The sequence below is a fragment of the Streptomyces sp. CRN 30 genome (assembly GCF_034105845.1).
In genome coordinates, this window is the sequence record NZ_JAVRHI010000240.1 from 1 (window position 1) to 17,141 (window position 17,141).

16 protein-coding genes are annotated in these 17,141 nt (G+C 73.7%); 10 read left to right on the plus strand and 6 right to left on the minus strand.

Translation table 11 applies throughout. The features are described from left to right. Positions 1 to 111: 111 nt before the first annotated feature. Both UW392_RS25660 and UW392_RS25665 read right to left on the minus strand, forming a co-directional pair. Positions 112 to 1,338, minus strand: a complete 1,227-nt coding sequence (locus tag UW392_RS25660) for a cation:proton antiporter (RefSeq protein WP_320777485.1) — start codon at positions 1,336 to 1,338, stop codon at positions 112 to 114. Between the two features lie 8 nt (positions 1,339 to 1,346). Continuing rightward, positions 1,347 to 1,817 carry a cation:proton antiporter regulatory subunit gene (locus UW392_RS25665; protein WP_320777486.1) on the minus strand — a complete coding sequence of 157 codons (471 nt, stop codon included), beginning with the start codon at positions 1,815 to 1,817 and terminating at the stop codon, positions 1,347 to 1,349. Positions 1,818 to 2,097: 280 nt separating this feature from the next. On the opposite strand from UW392_RS25665, the gene UW392_RS25670 reads away from it, so the two are divergent. The 7 genes from UW392_RS25670 (at position 2,098) to UW392_RS25700 (ending at position 9,008) form a co-directional block, all read left to right on the plus strand. Next, positions 2,098 to 3,180 carry a HAMP domain-containing sensor histidine kinase gene (locus UW392_RS25670; protein ID WP_320777487.1) on the plus strand — a complete coding sequence of 361 codons (1,083 nt, stop codon included), beginning with the start codon at positions 2,098 to 2,100 and terminating at the stop codon, positions 3,178 to 3,180. Further along, entirely contained in the window at positions 3,177 to 3,830 is a 654-nt protein-coding gene (locus UW392_RS25675) for a response regulator transcription factor (protein ID WP_320777488.1), read from the plus strand. The genes UW392_RS25670 and UW392_RS25675 overlap by 4 nt, the downstream gene beginning before the upstream one ends. A gap of 307 nt (positions 3,831 to 4,137) precedes the next feature. Further along, positions 4,138 to 5,487, plus strand: coding sequence for a hemolysin family protein (locus UW392_RS25680; RefSeq protein ID WP_320777489.1), 1,350 nt, complete (start codon positions 4,138 to 4,140; stop codon positions 5,485 to 5,487). Beyond that, positions 5,484 to 6,506: a hemolysin family protein gene (locus UW392_RS25685; protein ID WP_320777490.1), complete on the plus strand. Its 1,023-nt coding sequence runs from the start codon at positions 5,484 to 5,486 to the stop codon at positions 6,504 to 6,506. Before UW392_RS25680 ends, UW392_RS25685 begins: the two co-directional genes overlap by 4 nt. 124 nt (positions 6,507 to 6,630) lie before the next feature. Further along, positions 6,631 to 7,572 carry an ion transporter gene (locus UW392_RS25690; protein ID WP_320777500.1) on the plus strand — a complete coding sequence of 314 codons (942 nt, stop codon included), beginning with the start codon at positions 6,631 to 6,633 and terminating at the stop codon, positions 7,570 to 7,572. A 122-nt stretch (positions 7,573 to 7,694) separates the two neighbouring features. Further along, positions 7,695 to 8,306, plus strand: coding sequence for a hypothetical protein (locus tag UW392_RS25695; RefSeq protein ID WP_320777491.1), 612 nt, complete (start codon positions 7,695 to 7,697; stop codon positions 8,304 to 8,306). A gap of 99 nt (positions 8,307 to 8,405) precedes the next feature. Then, entirely contained in the window at positions 8,406 to 9,008 is a 603-nt protein-coding gene (locus UW392_RS25700; protein WP_320777492.1) for a sigma-70 family RNA polymerase sigma factor, read from the plus strand. Between the two features lie 22 nt (positions 9,009 to 9,030). On the opposite strand, the gene UW392_RS25705 is transcribed toward UW392_RS25700, so the two are convergent. Together UW392_RS25705 and UW392_RS25710 are read right to left on the minus strand one after the other, a co-directional pair. Next, a complete protein-coding gene (locus tag UW392_RS25705; RefSeq protein WP_320777493.1) occupies positions 9,031 to 9,330 on the minus strand; it encodes a hypothetical protein in 300 nt (99 codons plus the stop codon). Between the two features lie 55 nt (positions 9,331 to 9,385). Next, on the minus strand, positions 9,386 to 10,027 hold the full coding sequence (locus tag UW392_RS25710) for a lytic polysaccharide monooxygenase auxiliary activity family 9 protein (RefSeq protein WP_320777494.1): 642 nt from the start codon (positions 10,025 to 10,027) through the stop codon (positions 9,386 to 9,388). Between the two features lie 419 nt (positions 10,028 to 10,446). Here UW392_RS25710 and UW392_RS25715 point away from each other — a divergent pair, with 419 nt between their 5' ends. Then, on the plus strand, positions 10,447 to 11,781 hold the full coding sequence (locus UW392_RS25715; RefSeq protein ID WP_320777495.1) for a hemolysin family protein: 1,335 nt from the start codon (positions 10,447 to 10,449) through the stop codon (positions 11,779 to 11,781). Then, a complete protein-coding gene (locus tag UW392_RS25720; RefSeq protein ID WP_320777496.1) occupies positions 11,778 to 12,797 on the plus strand; it encodes a hemolysin family protein in 1,020 nt (339 codons plus the stop codon). Before UW392_RS25715 ends, UW392_RS25720 begins: the two co-directional genes overlap by 4 nt. A gap of 743 nt (positions 12,798 to 13,540) precedes the next feature. On the opposite strand, the gene UW392_RS25725 is transcribed toward UW392_RS25720, so the two are convergent. Next, positions 13,541 to 14,140, minus strand: a complete 600-nt coding sequence (locus tag UW392_RS25725) for an STAS domain-containing protein (RefSeq protein WP_320777497.1) — start codon at positions 14,138 to 14,140, stop codon at positions 13,541 to 13,543. On the opposite strand from UW392_RS25725, the gene UW392_RS25730 reads away from it, so the two are divergent. After that, the gene (locus UW392_RS25730; protein ID WP_320777498.1) at positions 14,139 to 15,146 is read left to right on the plus strand and encodes a hypothetical protein; all 1,008 of its coding nucleotides are present in this window, start codon (positions 14,139 to 14,141) and stop codon (positions 15,144 to 15,146) included. The two genes, UW392_RS25725 and UW392_RS25730, sit on opposite strands and share 2 nt — an antisense overlap. Before the next feature lie 26 nt (positions 15,147 to 15,172). Here UW392_RS25730 and UW392_RS25735 read toward each other — a convergent pair. Next, positions 15,173 to 17,141: iron ABC transporter permease (locus tag UW392_RS25735; RefSeq protein ID WP_320777499.1), on the minus strand; the 1,969-nt coding region annotated here is incomplete at its 5' end.

Sequence of the window (17,141 nt, forward strand, 5' to 3'; positions counted from 1 at the left end):
GGCCGGTGCGGCCGGCGGGAGGGGTGTGCCGGGCGCCGGGTCCGACGGCGCCCGGCACGCTCCGCGGGCCGGGTCCCGTACGGGTCCGTCGCGGCGCGGCGCCCCGTACGGTCAGTCCCGTACCTCGGCCTTCTCCGGCTCCGCGTTCACCGGGCCGGGCTGCGGCGACGACGCCGAGGCGCGGCGCGCGGCGATCCGGGCCGCGATGGGCTGGGTGTAGCGGGCGGTGAGCGGGCCGAGGATGACCAGGATGAGGACGTACGCGGTGGCCAGCGGGCCCAGCGACGGCTCGATGCCGGCCGAGACGGCGAGTCCGGCGATGACGATCGAGAACTCGCCGCGCGCCACCAGCGTGCCACCGGCCCGCCAGCGCCCCTTCTCGCCGACGCCGGCGCGCTTCGCGGCCCAGTACCCGGTGGCGATCTTGGTGGCGGCCGTGACCACGGCGAGGACGAGGGCCGGCAGCAGGACCGGGGGAATGCTGGCGGGGTCGGTGTGCAGGCCGAAGAAGACGAAGAACACGGCCGCGAACAGGTCGCGCAGCGGGGCGAGCAGATTGTGGGCGCCCTCGGCGACCTCGCCGGAGAGCGCGATGCCGACGAGGAAGGCGCCGACGGCGGCGGAGACCTGCAGCTGCTGGGCGATGCCCGCGACGAGGAGGGTCAGGCCCAGCACGACGAGCAGCAGCTTCTCGGAGTCGTCGCTGGAGACGAACCGGGAGATGATGCGGCCGTACCGGACGGCGAGGAAGAGCACCAGGCCGGCCACGGAGAGGGCGATGGCGAGGGTGACGCTGCCGGAGGCCAGGCCGACGCCGGCGAGCAGCGCGGTCACGATGGGCAGGTACACCGCCATCGCGAGGTCCTCGAGGACCAGGATGCTGAGGATGACCGGGGTCTCGCGGTTGCCCACCCGTCCCAGGTCGTTCATGACCTTGGCGATGACGCCGGAGGAGGAGATCCAGGTGACGCCGGCGAGGACGACGGCGGCGACCGGGCCCCAGCCCATCAGCAGGGCCGCGGCGGCGCCGGGCAGGGCGTTGAAGGCGGCGTCCACGAGACCCGCCGGGTACTGGGTCTTCAGGTTGGAGACCAGGTCGCTCGCGGTGTACTCGAGGCCGAGCATGAGCAGCAGGAGGACGACGCCGATCTCGGCGCCGATGGCGACGAACTCCTCGCTGGTGCCCAGTGGGAGGAGGCCGCCCTGGCCGAAGGCGAGCCCGGCCAGGAGGTAGAGCGGGATGGGCGAGAGCTGGAAGCGGGCGGCGAAGCGGCCGAGGAGACCGAGGCCGAGGATGATGGCGCCGAACTCGATGAGGAATATGGCGGTGGAGTGCATACGGTGGCCTACTCCTGTCCGAGTATCTCGGCGGCGGCCTGGACGCCTTCGCGGGTGCCGATGACGATGAGGATGTCGCCGCCGGCGAGGCGGAAGTCGGGGGCCGGGGAGGGAATGGCCTCGGCCCGGCGCAGCACGGCGACGACGGAGGCACCGGTGCGGGTGCGGATCTGCGACTCGCCCAGCACCCGCCCGTTCCAGTGGGACACCGAGGACAGTTCGATCCGCTCCGCCACCAGGCCCAGGTCCGTGGTGTGCAGCACGTTCGGGCTGTGGTGGGCCGGCATCAGCGCGTCGATCAGCGACGCGCTCTCGGGGCCGGTCAGCCGCAGCGAGTGGGCGCACGCGTCGGGGTCGTCGGCGCGGTAGAAGTTCACCGTGCGGGCGCCGTCCCGGTGTGCGATCACCGACAGGTGCCGGTGCTCACGCGTGGTGAGGTCGTACTGCACGCCGATGCCGGGCAGTGGTGTGGTGCTCATCCGTGGAGCGGGCACGGCCCATCCCCCTTTTGGTCGTTCATGGTCGTGACGCGGCGGCTGTGGGTTCCTCCCGCGGCGGTGCGGGGCCGAAGCGGCCAACCGCACATGTTGCCACTTGGCGCTGAGCGGGCAACATGGGTGTCAGCACGGATGGACAGCAGGCCCCACGGCCGGTGATGATGTCCGGCTGAACGTCTTCTTCGCAGGTCACGGCAGGAAAAAGTCCGGCAGCAGGTGGGCGGGGAGAGCGGACGGGGAGCCCACCCGGAAAGGCGGACGGATGCAGTTCTCGCTGTACTGGCGGATCTTCCTGCTCAACGCGGCCGTACTGGTGGTCGCGGTGCTCCTGCTGCTCGGCCCCGTCACGGTCTCCACGCCCGTCGCGCACGGCGAGGCCCTGGTGATCGGCGTGGGACTGGCCGCGATGCTGGTGGTCAACGCCGTACTGCTCCGGGTCGGCATGGCCCCGCTGCAACGGCTCACCCGCGCCATGGCCACCGCCGACCTGCTGCGGCCCGGCGCCCGCCCGGAGGTCACCGGACACGGCGAGATCGCCGGACTGACGGCGTCCTTCAACGCCATGCTCGACCGCCTGGAGTCCGAACGCGCCACCAGCAGCGGCCGCGTCCTCACCGCGCTGGAGGGCGAGCGGCGGCGCATCGCGCAGGAGCTGCACGACGAGATCGGGCAGACCCTCACCGCCGTGCTGCTGCAGATCAAGCACACCGCGCACCGGGCCCCCGGGCCCGTGCGCGAGGACCTCACCCAGGTGCAGGAGGCCGTGCGCGGCAGCCTCGAGGAGATCCGCCGCATCGCCCGCCGGCTGCGCCCCGGGGTGCTGGAGGAACTCGGCCTGCACAGCGCGCTGCGGGCGCTCGCCGCCGAGTTCTCGACGCCCGGCCTCGACGTACGGCCGCACATCGCGCCCGGAGTGCCGCCGCTCGACCCGGACACCGAACTGGTCTTCTACCGGGTCGCCCAGGAGGGCCTCACCAACATCGCCCGCCACTCCGGCGCCGGCCGCGCCGACCTCCAGCTGCGGCCCCTCCCGCAGGGCGGCGTGGGCCTGCTCGTCCGCGACGACGGCAAGGGCATCGGCGGCGCCCCCGAGGGCGCGGGCATCCGCGGCATGCGCGAACGCGCCCTCCTGATCGGCGCCCGCCTCACCGTCACGGCGGGGAGCGGCACAGGCACCGAGGTCCGGCTGGAGAGCGCCGCGGCGGGAACGGACGCCCCCCGGCCCGGACCGGGCCCCACCGCGACCGGACGGGACGTCACCCGGGCCGGCGGACGGGCGGACACAGCAGACCGGCCGGCCGACACGTCGGCCGAGGAACACGGAGCCGAGGAACGGAACCGATGACCGCACCCGTGCGCATCCTGCTCGCCGACGACCACGCCCTCGTGCGCCGGGGGGTGCGGCTCATCCTCGACAACGAGCCCGACCTGACGGTCGTGGCCGAGGCCGACGACGGCGCCGAGGCGGTCGCGCTGGCCCGGACCACACCGGTCGACCTGGCCATCCTGGACATCGCCATGCCCCGGGCGACGGGACTGCAGGCGGCCCGCGAGCTGTCCCGCATCCGCCCCGAGCTGCACATCCTGATCCTGACGATGTACGACAACGAGCAGTACTTCTTCGAGGCGCTCAAGGCGGGCGCCAGCGGATACGTCACCAAGTCGGTCGCCGACCGCGACCTGGTGGAGGCCTGCCGCGCCGCCGTACGGGGCGAGCCCTTCATCTACCCGGGCGCCGAGACCACGATCGTCCGCAAGTACCTCGACCGGGCCCGCCAGGGCGACGCCCTGCCCGCCCGGCCCATCACGGAGCGCGAGGAGGAGATCCTCAAGCTCGTCGCCGAGGGCCACACCTCGAAGGAGATCGGCGACATCCTGTTCATCAGCATCAAGACCGTGGAGCGCCACCGCGCCAACCTGCTCCAGAAACTGGGCCTGCGCGACCGCCTCGAACTGACCCGCTACGCCATCCGCGTCGGCCTGATCGAGCCGTGAACACCCGCCGCGCGCACCCCTCCTGACGCACCCGTCGCGGGCGTGGCCGGAGGGCGCGGCGGCGACGGTCCGGTAACGGCCGGCCCGCCCGGCGGCCGCCCCGCGCAATCGCGCCTCCGCCCGGTGGCTTACCCTGCGAATCCTCTACAGTGGGTGTAGATGCAGGTCATCCTGTGTCCTTCCCTGTTTCTCCCACACGACTTTCGCGAAGGAGCTACGGTCCAGCGATGGGTGAGCCTCCCAGTCCCTGCCGTGCCATACCCCGCCGTTCACGACGCGCGACGACTCACGGGGCGGGGGTGGCACGGTGACCGAGGTCCTGCTGCTCCTGCTCGCCCTGCTGCTGACGCTGGCCTGCGCGGTCTTCGTCGCGGCGGAGTTCTCGCTGACCACTGTCGAGCGCAGCGACCTGGAACGGGCCGCCGAGGCCGGTGAACGCGGCGCGGAGAGCGCGCTGCAGGCCGTGCGCCGGCTCACCTTCCAGCTGTCCGGCGCCCAGCTCGGCATCACGGTCACCTCGCTGGTGATCGGCATGCTCGCCGAACCCTCCATCGCGGCCCTGCTCAAGGGGCCGCTCGAGGCCCTGGGCCTGGGCGGCGCCGCCTCCGCGGTGGCGACCGTCCTCGGCGTCGTCCTCTCCACCGTGGTCCTGATGGTGGTGGGCGAACTGGTGCCCAAGAACTGGGCGATCTCCCGCCCGATGGCCGTCGCCAAGGTGGTCGCCGGGCCGCAGCGCGGCTTCACCGCCGCGTTCGGCCCCTTCATCCGGCACCTGAACAGCACCGCCAACCGGTTCGTGCGCCGCATGGGCCTGGAGCCCGCCGAGGAACTGGCCTCCGCCCGCAGCCCCGAGGAACTCGTCGCGCTCGCCCGGCACTCGGCCGCCGAGGGCGCCCTGGAGGCGGACTCCGCCGAACTGTTCGTGCGCACCCTGCACCTGAGCGAGCTGACCGCCGAGAACGTGATGACCCCGCGCGTGGACGTCAAGGCGCTCGAGGTGCACGCCACGGCCGCCGACGCGGCCAACCTCGCCCACGCGACCGGCCTGTCCCGCTTCCCGGTCTACCGCGACCACCTGGACGAGGTGACGGGCACCGTCCACATCCGTGACGTCCTCGCCCTCCCGCCCCAGGAGCGGGCCGCCACCCCGGTCACCGACCTGGCCACGCCGCCGCTGCTGGTCCCCGACAGCCTGCCCGCCGACCGGCTCCTGGAGCGGCTGCGCGCCACCCGCACCATGGCCGTCGTCATCGACGAGTACGGCGGCACGGCCGGCGTGGCCACCGTCGAGGACATCGTCGAGGAGGTCGTCGGCGAGGTCCGCGACGAGCACGACCCCGTCGAGGCCCCCGGCCTGGTACCCGCCCCGCGCACCGGGGACGGGCGCGCCACCTGGGAGGCGGACGGCAGCGTCCGCATCGACCAGCTCGCCGACATGGGCCTCACCGCGCCCGAGGGCCCGTACGAGACCGTGGCCGGCCTGGTCGCCACCCGGCTCAGCCGGATTCCCGTCAAGGGCGACACCCTCGAGATCGACGGCTGGGAACTGGCCGTGCTCGGCGTCGAACACCACCGCGCGGACCGCGTCCGCATCACCGCCCCCGCGGACCGGCCCGACGCCGGGACCGCCGTCCAGCACCTGGAGGAGGCCCGATGACCGCCCTGCAGCTCGCCATCGGCGTCCTCACCCTGTTCACCAACGCCTTCTTCGTCGGCGCCGAGTTCGCCCTGATCTCCGTCCGCCGCAGCCAGGTCGAACCCCGCGCGCGGGAGGGCAACACCCGCGCCAGGATGACCCTGTGGGGCCTGGAGCACCTCTCCGCGATGATGGCCACCGCCCAGCTGGGCATCACGGTCTCCTCGCTGGTCCTGGGCGCGGTCGCGGAACCCGCCATCGCGCACCTGCTGGAGCCCGTCTTCGAGTCGGTGAACGTCCCGCACCCGCTGGTGCACCCCATCTCCTTCGTCATCGCGCTCACCCTCGCCACCTACCTGCACATGCTGATCGGCGAGATGGTGCCGAAGAACATCGCGCTCGCCGCCCCGGTGCCGACCGCGCTGTTCCTCGGCCCGCCGCTGGTGGCGGTCACCCGGGCGCTCAAGCCGGTGGTCTTCGGCATCAACGCCTTCGCCAACGCGCTGCTGAAGCTGCTGAAGGTGGAGCCGAAGGACGAGGTCGAGTCCGTCTTCACCGACGACCAGCTCGCCCGCATGGTCGACGACTCCAGCGAGGCCGGACTGCTCAGCCCGGCCGACGGCGAGCGGCTGCGCGACGCGCTGGAGCTGGGCACCCGCCCGGTCGGCGAGATCCTCGTGCAGGTCCCGCACATGCGCACCGTCGACCACACCGTCACCCCGGCGCAGCTGGAGCGGACCGCCGCGGAGGCGGGCTTCTCGCGCTTCCCGGTGACCGGACCGAACAGCACCCTGCTCGGCTACCTGCACATCAAGGACACCCTCGGGGTCACCGAGCGCGACCGTCCCTTCCCGCGCGAGGCGCTGCACCCGATCACCCGGGTCCGCATCGACACCCCGCTGGACGACACCCTCACCGCCCTGCGGGCCTCGGGCAGCCACCTGGCCGCGGTCACGGGCGAGAAGGGCGCCGTGCTCGGCTTCGTGACGATGGAGGACGTCCTGACGGAACTGGTCGGCCCGGCCCCCGCCGCCGCCTGACCACGGGCCGGCCCGGGCGCACGCCGCCCGGGCCGGCCCGCCCCGCATCTCCCCGGGAACGCCGCGCGGTGTGCGGCGTTCCCGCACGCCCCGCACGCCGGTGAAGGAAATCCCGTTGAACCCGATGACGACGGCCCGGGACGGAAGCGGACGGTTATCCGTCGCCCGGGCCGTGGCCGCCCACTGCCGTGCCGTGACCGGCTCCCGCTGGTTCGCCGTCGGTGTCCTCCTGCTCATCCTCGCCAACGCGGTGGTGCTCGGCGTGGAGACCTACGCCGGTGTGGTGCACCGCTGGCACGACGAGCTCAAGATGATCGAGCACGGCTTCCTGGCCGCGTTCACCGTGGAGATCCTGCTCCGCGCCGGCGCCCACGCCGACCGGCCCCGCGACTTCTTCCGCGACCCATGGAACCTCTTCGACCTCGCCGTGGTCCTGTGCGCGTTCCTGCCCGTGATCCGGGAGAACGCGACCGTCCTCCGGCTGCTGCGGCTGGCCCGCGTGCTGCGCGCCGCCCGCTTCCTGCCCCAGCTGCGCGTGGTGCTCGTCGCGGTGGTCCGCAGCCTGCCCGGCACGGTGAGCTTCCTGCTGGTGGGCGCGCTGCTGCTGTACGTGTACGCGATGGTCGGCTGGGTCTTCTTCGCCGACGACGACCCCGAGCACTACGGCTCCCTCGGCCGTGCCGTGCTCACCCTGTTCCTGCTGATGACCCTGGACGGGCTCGGCGACGCGGTCCGGGCCGGCCTGGAGATCTCCCGCTGGAGCATCGTCTACTACGCCTCGTACGTCCTGATCGCCTCCTTCGTCCTGGTGAACGTGCTGATCGGAGTGGTCATCACCTCCCTCGACGAGGCGAGGGACATCGAGCGGGAGGAGGGCCGGCGCCCCCGCCCCGCGGTCGGCGGGGACCTCGACGAACGGCAGGTGCGCGACCGCATCGCCCGGGTCCGCACCGCCCTGGACGAGCTGGAGGAGAGCCTGGAGCACCGGCCTCCACCGCGTGTGCCGCATCCGCCGCATCGCGAGGAGGCGGTCGAGAGGGTGCCGTCCGGCTCGCTCCCCTCCTGAGGCTGCCCGAGGCCGAGGTGATGTGATCCGGGTCACCTTCCCGGGATTGGATGAGTGCCCGCCCGGGGCATCCTCCGTACCAGGGCGGGAGAACGTGTGCCCGGATGTGAGGATGGGGCGCCATGACGGCAGGGTGGGGGGCTCGCACAGCGCGCGCCGCGATGTTCGCGGCCGTCTGCGTGCTGCTCGCCGCCCTGGGGCACGCCGTCATGTCCGGGCAGGACGTGGCCTGGTGGACGCTGGCGGCCGCCCTGGCCGTGACCGGGGCCGCGGGCTGGTGCCTGGCGGGCCGTGAGCGCGGACTGCCGCTGGTGGTGTCCGTCGTCGTGGCCGCCCAGACGGCACTGCACGGGGCGTTCTCCCTCGCGCACGCCGGTACGGGGCCGGTGGGTGCCGCGCACCCGCACCCGCACATGGGGCACACCGACCCGGCCGGGCTGACCGCGCACGCCGGGCACGACTCCTCGTCGGCCGGCATGGTCGCCGCCCACCTGCTGGCCGCCCTGCTGTGCGGCCTGTGGCTGGCCTGTGGGGAACGGGCCGTCTTCCGGCTCCTGCGCGTCCTGGCGGGACGGCTCGCGGCGCCGCTGAGGCTGCTGCTCGTCCGGCCCGTGCCGCCGCGCCGCCCGCTGCCGCGCCCGCGCCGTGACCGCGACGACCGGTCGCCGCGCCTGCTCCTCCTCGTCTGCGCCCTCACTCGTCGGGGTCCGCCCGCGGGAACCGCTGTCCTGTAGACGACAGCCGGTGACCCGGGGCAGCCGTACGCGCCCCGGGCGCGGTCATACGCCCGTACGACCGTCTTCCCCTGCCCTGACGACCGAGAATGACATCAGGTGATCACTCCTGCCCCGCACACCGCGTTCGCGGTGCGCACCCCCGACGAGTCGACGACCGCGTGGGCGCTGGCCGCGCGCGGCGGCGACGCGGCCGCCGTCGACCGTTTCGTCCGCGCCCTGCACCGCGACGTGAGGAGATACGTCGCCCACCTGTGCGCGGATCCGCAGGCCGTCGACGACCTGGCGCAGGACACGTTCCTGCGGGCCCTCGGCAGCCTGCACGGGTTCGAGGGCCGTTCCTCGGCGCGGTCGTGGCTGCTGGCCATCGCACGCCGCGCGGTGGTCGACAGCCACCGGTACGCCGCCTCCCGCCCGCGCCTCAGCGACGTACCGGACTGGCAGCTGGTCGTCGAACGGGCCCAGCCGGGCGGTCTGCCCGGTTTCGACGACGGCATAGCGCTGCTCGACCTGCTGGCGGCCCTGCCCGACGAGCGCCGCGAGGCGTTCGTGCTCACCCAGCTGCTGGGGCTGCCCTACGAGGAGGCCGCCGCGGTGAGCGACTGCCCCGTCGGGACGGTCCGGTCCCGGGTCGCCCGGGCCCGGACGACCCTCGTGGACCTGCTGGCCGCTGCCGACCGGCCCGCCGTGCCGGCCGCCTGACCCGTGGGTGAGCCCTCGAGGGTCACAGGCCGTCGTGCTCACCGTCGTCGTGCCGGGGGCTCTCGCCCACTCCCGTGCCGCCCGGCTGTCCGCCACCGGTCGAGCCGTAGCCCCCGGTGATGCCGGGCTGCATGTCGGCGTCGGCCTCCTCCTTGCTGATGTGGCGCCGGGCCCTGACGCCCGGGCGGCGCTCCGGGTAGGGGTAGTCGAACGGGCGGGCCTCCGCGCGCCGGCGCTCGGCCTCGGCCTGCTCCTGCGCGGCCCGCTCGGGGTCCACGGCGGCGTTGATGTTCTCGCGCTTGCGGTCGTTGTCGGCGTTCATGCGCACCGGGTACCCGGAGTCGTACCGGGTACCCGGTGCGCGTGGGGGAGCGGGCTCAGCGGAAGTTCACGTCACTGCACAGGAAGTACGTCTGGTCCATGTGCGACGCCTGCCAGATCGTGTAGACCACGTGACGGCCGCTGCGGCCCGGGGCGCTCACGTCGACCGAGTAGTTCGGGCCGGGGGCGTACCGGCCGGTCCGGGCGACCAGCTCCAGGTCGCTCCAGCGCAGCGCCCGGGTCGCGGGGTTCACGCCCTGGCGGGTGACGTAGACCAGGAGGTAGTCCGCGCCGTGGCTCGCCTGGTCGTGCAGCCTGACGGTGAAGTTGCTGCCGATGTCCGTGGTCCGCCAGGCGCCCACGGTGTCCATCGCGTTGTACCGGCCGCCCTCGGTGCGGCCGCCGCTGCACAGCTGTCCGTCGGGAACGACGGCCTGGAAGTTGCCGCCGGAACCGTCCCGGTAGAGGCCGTTCCAGTTCCACATGGCGTTCGAGTCGGCCTGCCAGGCCTGCCAGCACATGGGGTCCTGCTGGGCCATGGCCGGGTTCTGGAAGTCGCTGCCCCAGCGCTGCCAGCAACCGTAGTTGCGGGACGCCGGGTCGACCACGGAACCGTGGGCCGCGGCGCTGCCGCTCCAGGGGACGAGGCACAGCAGTACGGCGGTGAGCAGGCTCAGGGCGAGGGTCGGGCGGGACAAGGCCCGCTTGTCCGCGCCATGACAAGCAACGGTCACGGTCTGCCTCTTCTCACGTGGGGGGGTGTGTGAGGGGTGTGGGGGGTGGCCGCGGGAGGCGGGGTGCCGGTGCGCTCCCGCGCTACTCAGGCTGTGCCGCGCGCAACACGGCTGCAACCTGTGATTGCGCCACTTCCGTCTGTCCTGGCGTGTTCGATGCCCGGTTCGACACCGGGCCGGAACGCGCCGGGCCACCGGTGGCGGGCCCGCTCCGGTTGACGGAAAGTGGCGGGAACACGGACGAGAAGACCTTCGTTGTCCCGGTACACCTCAAGCACAAGGAGCACGCTCTTGTCCGCCAGATCGACGGACCCTTCGGGGCACAGTCCCCGACCATCCCGCCAGACTCCCCCTGAGCCCGGCACGTGGCGGGATGGTGTTCGATGAGTGCCGCACTGGGCCTCCTGGCCGTTCTCGTCCTGACCCTGGGCACCGGTTACTTCGTCGCCCAGGAATTCGCCTACGTCTCCGCCGACCGGCTCGCGCTCGCCCGCGAGGCCCAGGCCGGTGACAAGAGGGCCGCCCGCGCGCTGAAGGTGCTCGAGCGGCTGTCGTTCATGCTGTCCGGCGCCCAGCTGGGCATCACCGTCACCGGACTGGTCGTCGGCTTCATCGCCGAGCCGTCCGTGTCCGCGCTGCTGGAGCCGGTGCTGAGCGGGGTCGGTCTTCCCGACGGCGCCGTCACCGGCATCTCCGTGGTGCTGGCGTTCGTGCTGGCCACGTTCATCCAGATGGTGATCGGCGAGCTGGCCCCGAAGAACCTCGCCATCGCGGTCCCGGAGCGGCTGGCGAAGTCGCTGGCCGCCTCGACGCTCATGTACCTGAAGGCCGTCGGCCCGGTGATCCGGGTCTTCGACAGCGCCGCCAACCGGCTGCTGCGCGGCATCGGCATCGAGCCGGTCGAGGAACTGCACCACGGCGCCACCCTGGAGGAACTCGGCCAGCTGATCGGCGAGTCCCACCAGCAGGGCCAGCTGCCCAAGAACACCGCCGACCTCCTCGACCACGCGCTGGCCTTCTCCGACCGGACCCTCGCCGAGGTGATGGTGCCGCGCGTCGACGCCACCTTCGTCCGCCAGGACGCCTCCGCGGCCGAGGCGGTCGGCCTGATCGGCCGGTACGGCCACTCCAACTACCCCGTCCTCGGCGACCACCCCGACGACATCGGCGGCGTGGTCGGCGTCCGCGAGCTGACGCGGCTGCCCGTCGACCGGCTCGGGAGCACCACGGCGGCCCGGATCGCGCGCCGTCCGCTGCTGCTGCCGGACACGCTGCCGCTGCCGGACGCCGTCGAGCGGATGCGTGAGCGGGACGAGGAGTTCGCCGTCGTCCTGGACGAGCACGGCGGTGTCGCGGGCATCGTCACGTACGAGGACATCGCCGAGGAACTGGTCGGCGACATCGCCGACGAGAGCGACGTCGTCACCGAGATCGCCGTCGCCGACGCGGACGGCTGGCTGGTGGACGCCGGACGGCGCCTCGACGAGGTCGCCGAGGTGACCGGGATCGAGCTGCCCGAGGAGGAGGACTTCGACACCGTGGCCGGACTGATCGTGGACCGGCTGGGCCGTTTCCCCGCCGTCGGCGACCGGCTCACCGTCGCACTGTCCGGCGGGGACACCGTGGAGATCGAGGTACGCGGCCTCGACCGGCACGTACCGGAGCGGGTGCGGCTGGAGCGCAAGGCCGCCGCACAGGGTGAGGAGGAGCAGGCATGAGTTTCCCGATGGCTCTTTTCGTCACCGTACTCCTGCTGATCGGCAGCGGGTTCTTCGTGGCCGCCGAGTTCGCGCTGGTCGCGGCGAAGCGGCACCGCATGGAACGGGCGGCGGCCGAGGGGCGGCGCGGCGCCAAGGCGGCCCTCGCGGGCATGCGCGAGCTGTCCCTGATGCTGGCCGGCGCCCAGCTGGGCATCACCGTCTGCACGCTGGGCCTCGGCTCGGTGTCCAAGCCGGCGATCTCGCACGAGCTCGACCCGCTGCTGCAGGACCTGGGCCTGCCGACCGCGCTCAGCTACGGCGTCGCGTTCGCCCTGGCGATGATCGTCGTGGTGTTCCTGCACATGGTGGTCGGTGAGATGGCCCCCAAGTCCTGGGCCATCGCCCACCCCGAGAAGTCGGCGATGCTGCTCTCCCCGCCGTTCCGGGCCGTGGTCACGGTGGTGCGCCCGCTGATCTGGGTGCTCAACCGGATCAGCAACGCGCTGGTGCGCCTGTTCAAGGTCACGCCGCGGGACGAGATCGTCGAGGTCCACAACCGTGAGCAACTGGCGCACCTGGTGGAGGAGTCCGAGCGGCTCGGCCTGATCAGCAAGGACGACTCCGAGCTGATCACCGCTTCGCTCACCGAGCCGCAGACCCCGGTGGCCGACGTCCTGATCCCGGCGGCCCGCATCATCTCGGTGCCGGCCGGGGCGGACCTGGACGCCGTCCTCGCCACGGCGGCCGAGCACGACCGCAACCGGCTGCTCGTCCGCGACGGATCCGTGGTCGTCGGCTCGGTCCACGCGCGCGACGCCCTGATCGCCCGCAGCCGGGGCCGCACCGCCACGGCCCGCGCCCTGGCCCGCCCCGTGCCGGAGCTGAACGCGGGGGACACCGTCGGCCACGCCATCGAGGTCCTGCGCCAGCGCCGCGCGTCCCTCGCGGTCGTCCACGACGACACCGGGTCCCTCATCGGGCTGGTGGTCCTGGACGACCTCCTGGCCCGCCTGCTGCATCCGCAGCCCGCGTAAGGAGTCCGCGCGCGTCTCCTCGGCGTCCCCCGGCCGGCATCCCGTCGGCCGGGGGACGCCGTCGTCGTACGGGGCGCGCCCGCCGCGGGAGGTGGTACCCGGCCCTGGAGCGTCCGGACGCCTCAACTCCCGTCCGTAGTCCCATGGTTGCCCTATCCGGTTCCACGAGGTTCAGATCGGCCGTCGCGTGGTAACCGATGAGGAGCGCTCACGGTTCGGGCCGGGGTCGCGGGCCGGCTCTCCGCCCGCGTGTGCGGTCGGCCGTATGCGCGATCCCTGAACACACGGTGCGGGGCGGCCGCCGCCTTCGGCAACGGCGGCGGCCGCCGGCGCGAGGACCCGGGTGGCCTTCCGGGCACGGAACCTCGCGCGGAATCGTCCTCACGGCGGCCTGGGGCGTGCGGGAACGGCGCCCCAGCTCGAACGCGGCCGGAGGACGAGGGACCGGGGCCCGCTTCACCGTCACCGCGGGATGCGGGCCCCGGCTCCCTGGTGGGTTCAGTTGTCGTGCTCGGGCTCACGGCGGTGCCCGGCGTTCCGCGGATCGCTCCTCGCGCACCGCGGGGTGCCGTCGAACGGTACGGACTGCCGTCAAATTATCCGGCGGAGGGCAGGACACCAACCCCGTCGGCGTGAAGTGCCGTCGGGGACAGGGCCGTTCAGGAAGATCACCGCGGCTCTCCGGTGACCGCTCGCACCTCGCGGCACCCGCCACGTCACGGGGGCACCGGCCCGCGGCGGTGTCAGGGGACGGGGTCGCCGCCCCCGACCGCGGAGGCCCCGCCCTCGTCCGCCGGGGGCCTGGATATCGGCGGGAAGGTGCCCGGCCGTGCGGGGCCGGGAAGCCGCGGAACGCCGTGACCACGGGATCCGACGGGCAGGCGCCAGTGCAGACCGGTGCGGTTCAGCGCACGGTCGATGGGGGAGCTGACGGCCACCAGGGTCAGTCCGCCGCCCGTGCACTGCAGCGCACTGTGGATACCGAGCAGGGTGAACAGACTCGCGTGGTCGCACCAGGTGACCGAGGACACGTCGAGGGCCACAGAACATCTGCCGCCACCCACCACCGCCTCGACCACTCGATCACACAGTTCCTGCACCGTGTCACGATCCAGTTCGCCGAACAAACGCAGCCGTGCGACGCGGCCCTCGGCGACGGAGATGTCGCGAATAACCAGCCGAGAACACACACTCATATCCTTCCACGCGCCCGCACGGGCTACGTCACGCCAGGGCGAATCGGCAAGTGCCAACGGCAGGCCGCATTCCGCCCGCCCGGGGGTGGCGCGCTCTCGCGTGTTCGAATTTACGTTCGATACTGTGAGGGAGGAGGTGGAGGTCATGGCGACAGGCGCGACGGCTCATGAGGTGTCGACGGTGATGCATGTGCGCTGCCCGGAGCGGTTGCCGGAGGAGGTCTACCGGGAGGTGCTGGAGCAGCTCGCCGAGCTGTCGCCGGTGGTGCAGGCGCTGCCGCCCGGGGCGGCGCTGGTGGAGCTCAAGGGGGCGCTGCGCTACCACGGCGCGGACGCGCGGCGGCTGGGGGAGGTGCTGCGGCTGCGCACGCTGACCCGGCTGGGGGTGGACGTACGGGTCGGGATCGGGCCGGCCGTCGCGGTCGCGGCCACTGCCTCCGGGCGGGTGGACCCGGCCGGGGGCGTGCTCGTGGTCGAGCCTGCCGAGGTCACCGAGTGGCTGGCGCCGCTGCCGGTCGACGCGCTGTACGGGATCGGCCCCCGCCAGGCGGAGGTACTGAGGGACTACGGCATCCACACCGTGGGCCTGCTCGCCGCGGTGCCGCCCGCCACCGTGCAGCGGCTGCTGGGCGGCACCGCCGGACGGCTGGCCGCGGACCGGGCCCGTGGCATCGACCCGCGCCCCGTCGTCCCGCGCGAGCTGCCCGCCTCCGCCACGGTCCGCCACACCTTCGACCGGCACACCCTGGACGGTGCCGCCGTCCGGGCGGCGCTGCTCGACCTCGTGGTCCAGCTCGGCCTGCGCCTGCGCGGGCGCGGCCAGGCGGCCCGGGCGCTGCAGATGTCGCTGCGGTTCGCCGGGGGCACGAGCTGGGAGAAGACCCGCCGGCTCACCGGGCCCTCCGCGCACGAGGACGACCTGCGTCAGACGGCCTACCGGCTGCTGGACGCCGCCGGCCTCCAGCGCGCCCGCCTCACCGGCATCGCCCTCAGGGCCCAGGACCTCGTCCCCGCCGGCCAGGTCGCCGAGCAGCTCAGCCTGGACCGGGCCCGCGCGGCCCGGCTGGCCGCCGAGTCGGCCCTGGACCGCATCCGCGACAAGTTCGGCCCCGACGCCGTCGGCCCCGCGGCCGCCCTCCGCCGCGCCTCCTGAACGCCACCCCGCGGAGGGGCCGCCGGCTACCGCCTGCCGCGGACGAGCAGGTGGAGGAAGTACGGCGTGCCGATCACGGCCGTCATCAGCCCGGCGCCGAGCTGGGCCGGCGCGATCACCGTGCGGCCGATCAGGTCGGCCGCGCACACCAGCGCCGCACCGAGCAGCATCGCCACCGGCACGACCCGGACGTGCCGCCGGCCCACCAGGGCCCGGGCCGCGTGCGGGGCCACCAGACCCACGAAGCCGATGGTGCCCGCCGAGGCGACGGCGGTGGCGCTGAGCAGGACGCCCACCACCAGGAAGGCGAGCCGGCTCGGGGCGAGCGGCAGCCCGAGCAGCCGGGGGGTGTCCTCGTTCAGCGACACCAGGTCCAGCTCGGTGCGCCGGGCGACGGCCACCGCGGTGCCGAGGACCAGGACGAGCGCGACGGGCAGCACGTCCGGCAGGGTCCTGCCGTACGTGGAACCGGACAGCCAGGTCAGCGCCTTCGTCGCGTTGAACGGGTCGGTGAGCACGATCGTCAGGCTGATCAGGGCCGTCGTCCCGGCGGAGACCCCGATGCCGACGAGGACGAGCCGGTTCTGCCGGAAACCGCCGCGCGCGGCGAGCCCGAAGACGAGGACCGAGGTCAGGGCCGCACCCGCGAACGCGGCACCGGCGACGCTCCACGGCCCGGCGAGCGGCGCACTCGTCACGAGGAGGACGGCACCCAGCCCGGCGCCGCCCGAGACGCCCAGCACCCCGGGCTCCGCCAGCGGGTTGCGGGTCACGGCCTGCACCAGCGTGCCGGCCAGGGCGAGCGCCGCGCCCGCGAGGAGCGCCGCGGCCACCCGGGGCACCCGGGTGTCGAGCACGAAGGACACGGTCCGCCCCGCCCTGCCCTGGACCCAGTTCACGACATCGCCGAGCAGCAGCTTGCTGTCCCCGAGCAGCACGCCGGCGATCGTCACGCCGACGAGCACCACCACGAGGACGGTCACGGTGGCCAGGAACGCCTTCCGGCCCGGGATGCGCATCCGGTCCGGCGCGTCGGCCCCGCCCGTGTCACGGACGCGGAGCGCCATCACCACCAGGAAGACGGCGCCCACGACGCTGGTGACGACGCCCGTGGGGACGGCGACCGCGGTGTCGGCCCGCACCAGCGCGCGCAGCAGCACGTCCGAGCCCAGCACCAGCGCGGCGCCCACCAGGCCGGCCGCGAGCACGCTCGTACGGGCCCGGGTGAAGCCGCGGAACCGGCGGGCGAGCGGCCGGACCAGGGCCGGCGCGCACAGACCGACGAACCCGATCGGACCGGCGAGGGTGACCGCGGCGGCGGACAGCAGCGCCGCCAGCACGACCGCGGTGACCCGGGTGGCCCGCACCGGGACGCCGAGGCCCCGGGCCGCGTCGTCGCCGAGGCCCAGCGCGTCGATCCGGCGGGCCACCAGCAGCAGGCCGGCCACTCCGGCGAGGGCGACGGGCAGCATGCGGAGGACGCCGTCGAAGCCGTTCTGGCCGATGCTGCCCTGGTTCCACGCGTAGAGGCCCTCCGTCTGCTCGGGGAACAGCAGCAGCAGCCCCTCGGTGACGGAGGTGAGGCCGAGGGCGAGCGCGGTGCCGGCCAGGACCAGCCGTACGGTGCCCGTGCCGAGGCCGGACAGCCCGAGGACGACGGCCGCCGCCGCGAGCCCGCCGGCGAACGCGATGCCGGAGGAGGCCAGGAGCGGCAGCGAGACGCCCGTGACGGCGGCCAGTCCGAGCGCCAGGTAGGAGCCCGCGTTCACCGCGAGGGTGTCGGGCGAGGCGAGCACGTTGCGGCTGACCGCCTGCAGGGCGGCGCCCGCCGCGCCGAGGGCGACGCCGACCAGGAGGCCGGCGGCCGCCCGCGGCAGCCGGGAGGCGACGACGACGGACGCGTCACCGGGGTCGGCCCGGCCGGTGAGCGCCTTGAACACCTCGGCGGGGCCGACGGCGGCGGTGCCCTGGGTGAGGTCGACGACGTCGAGGACG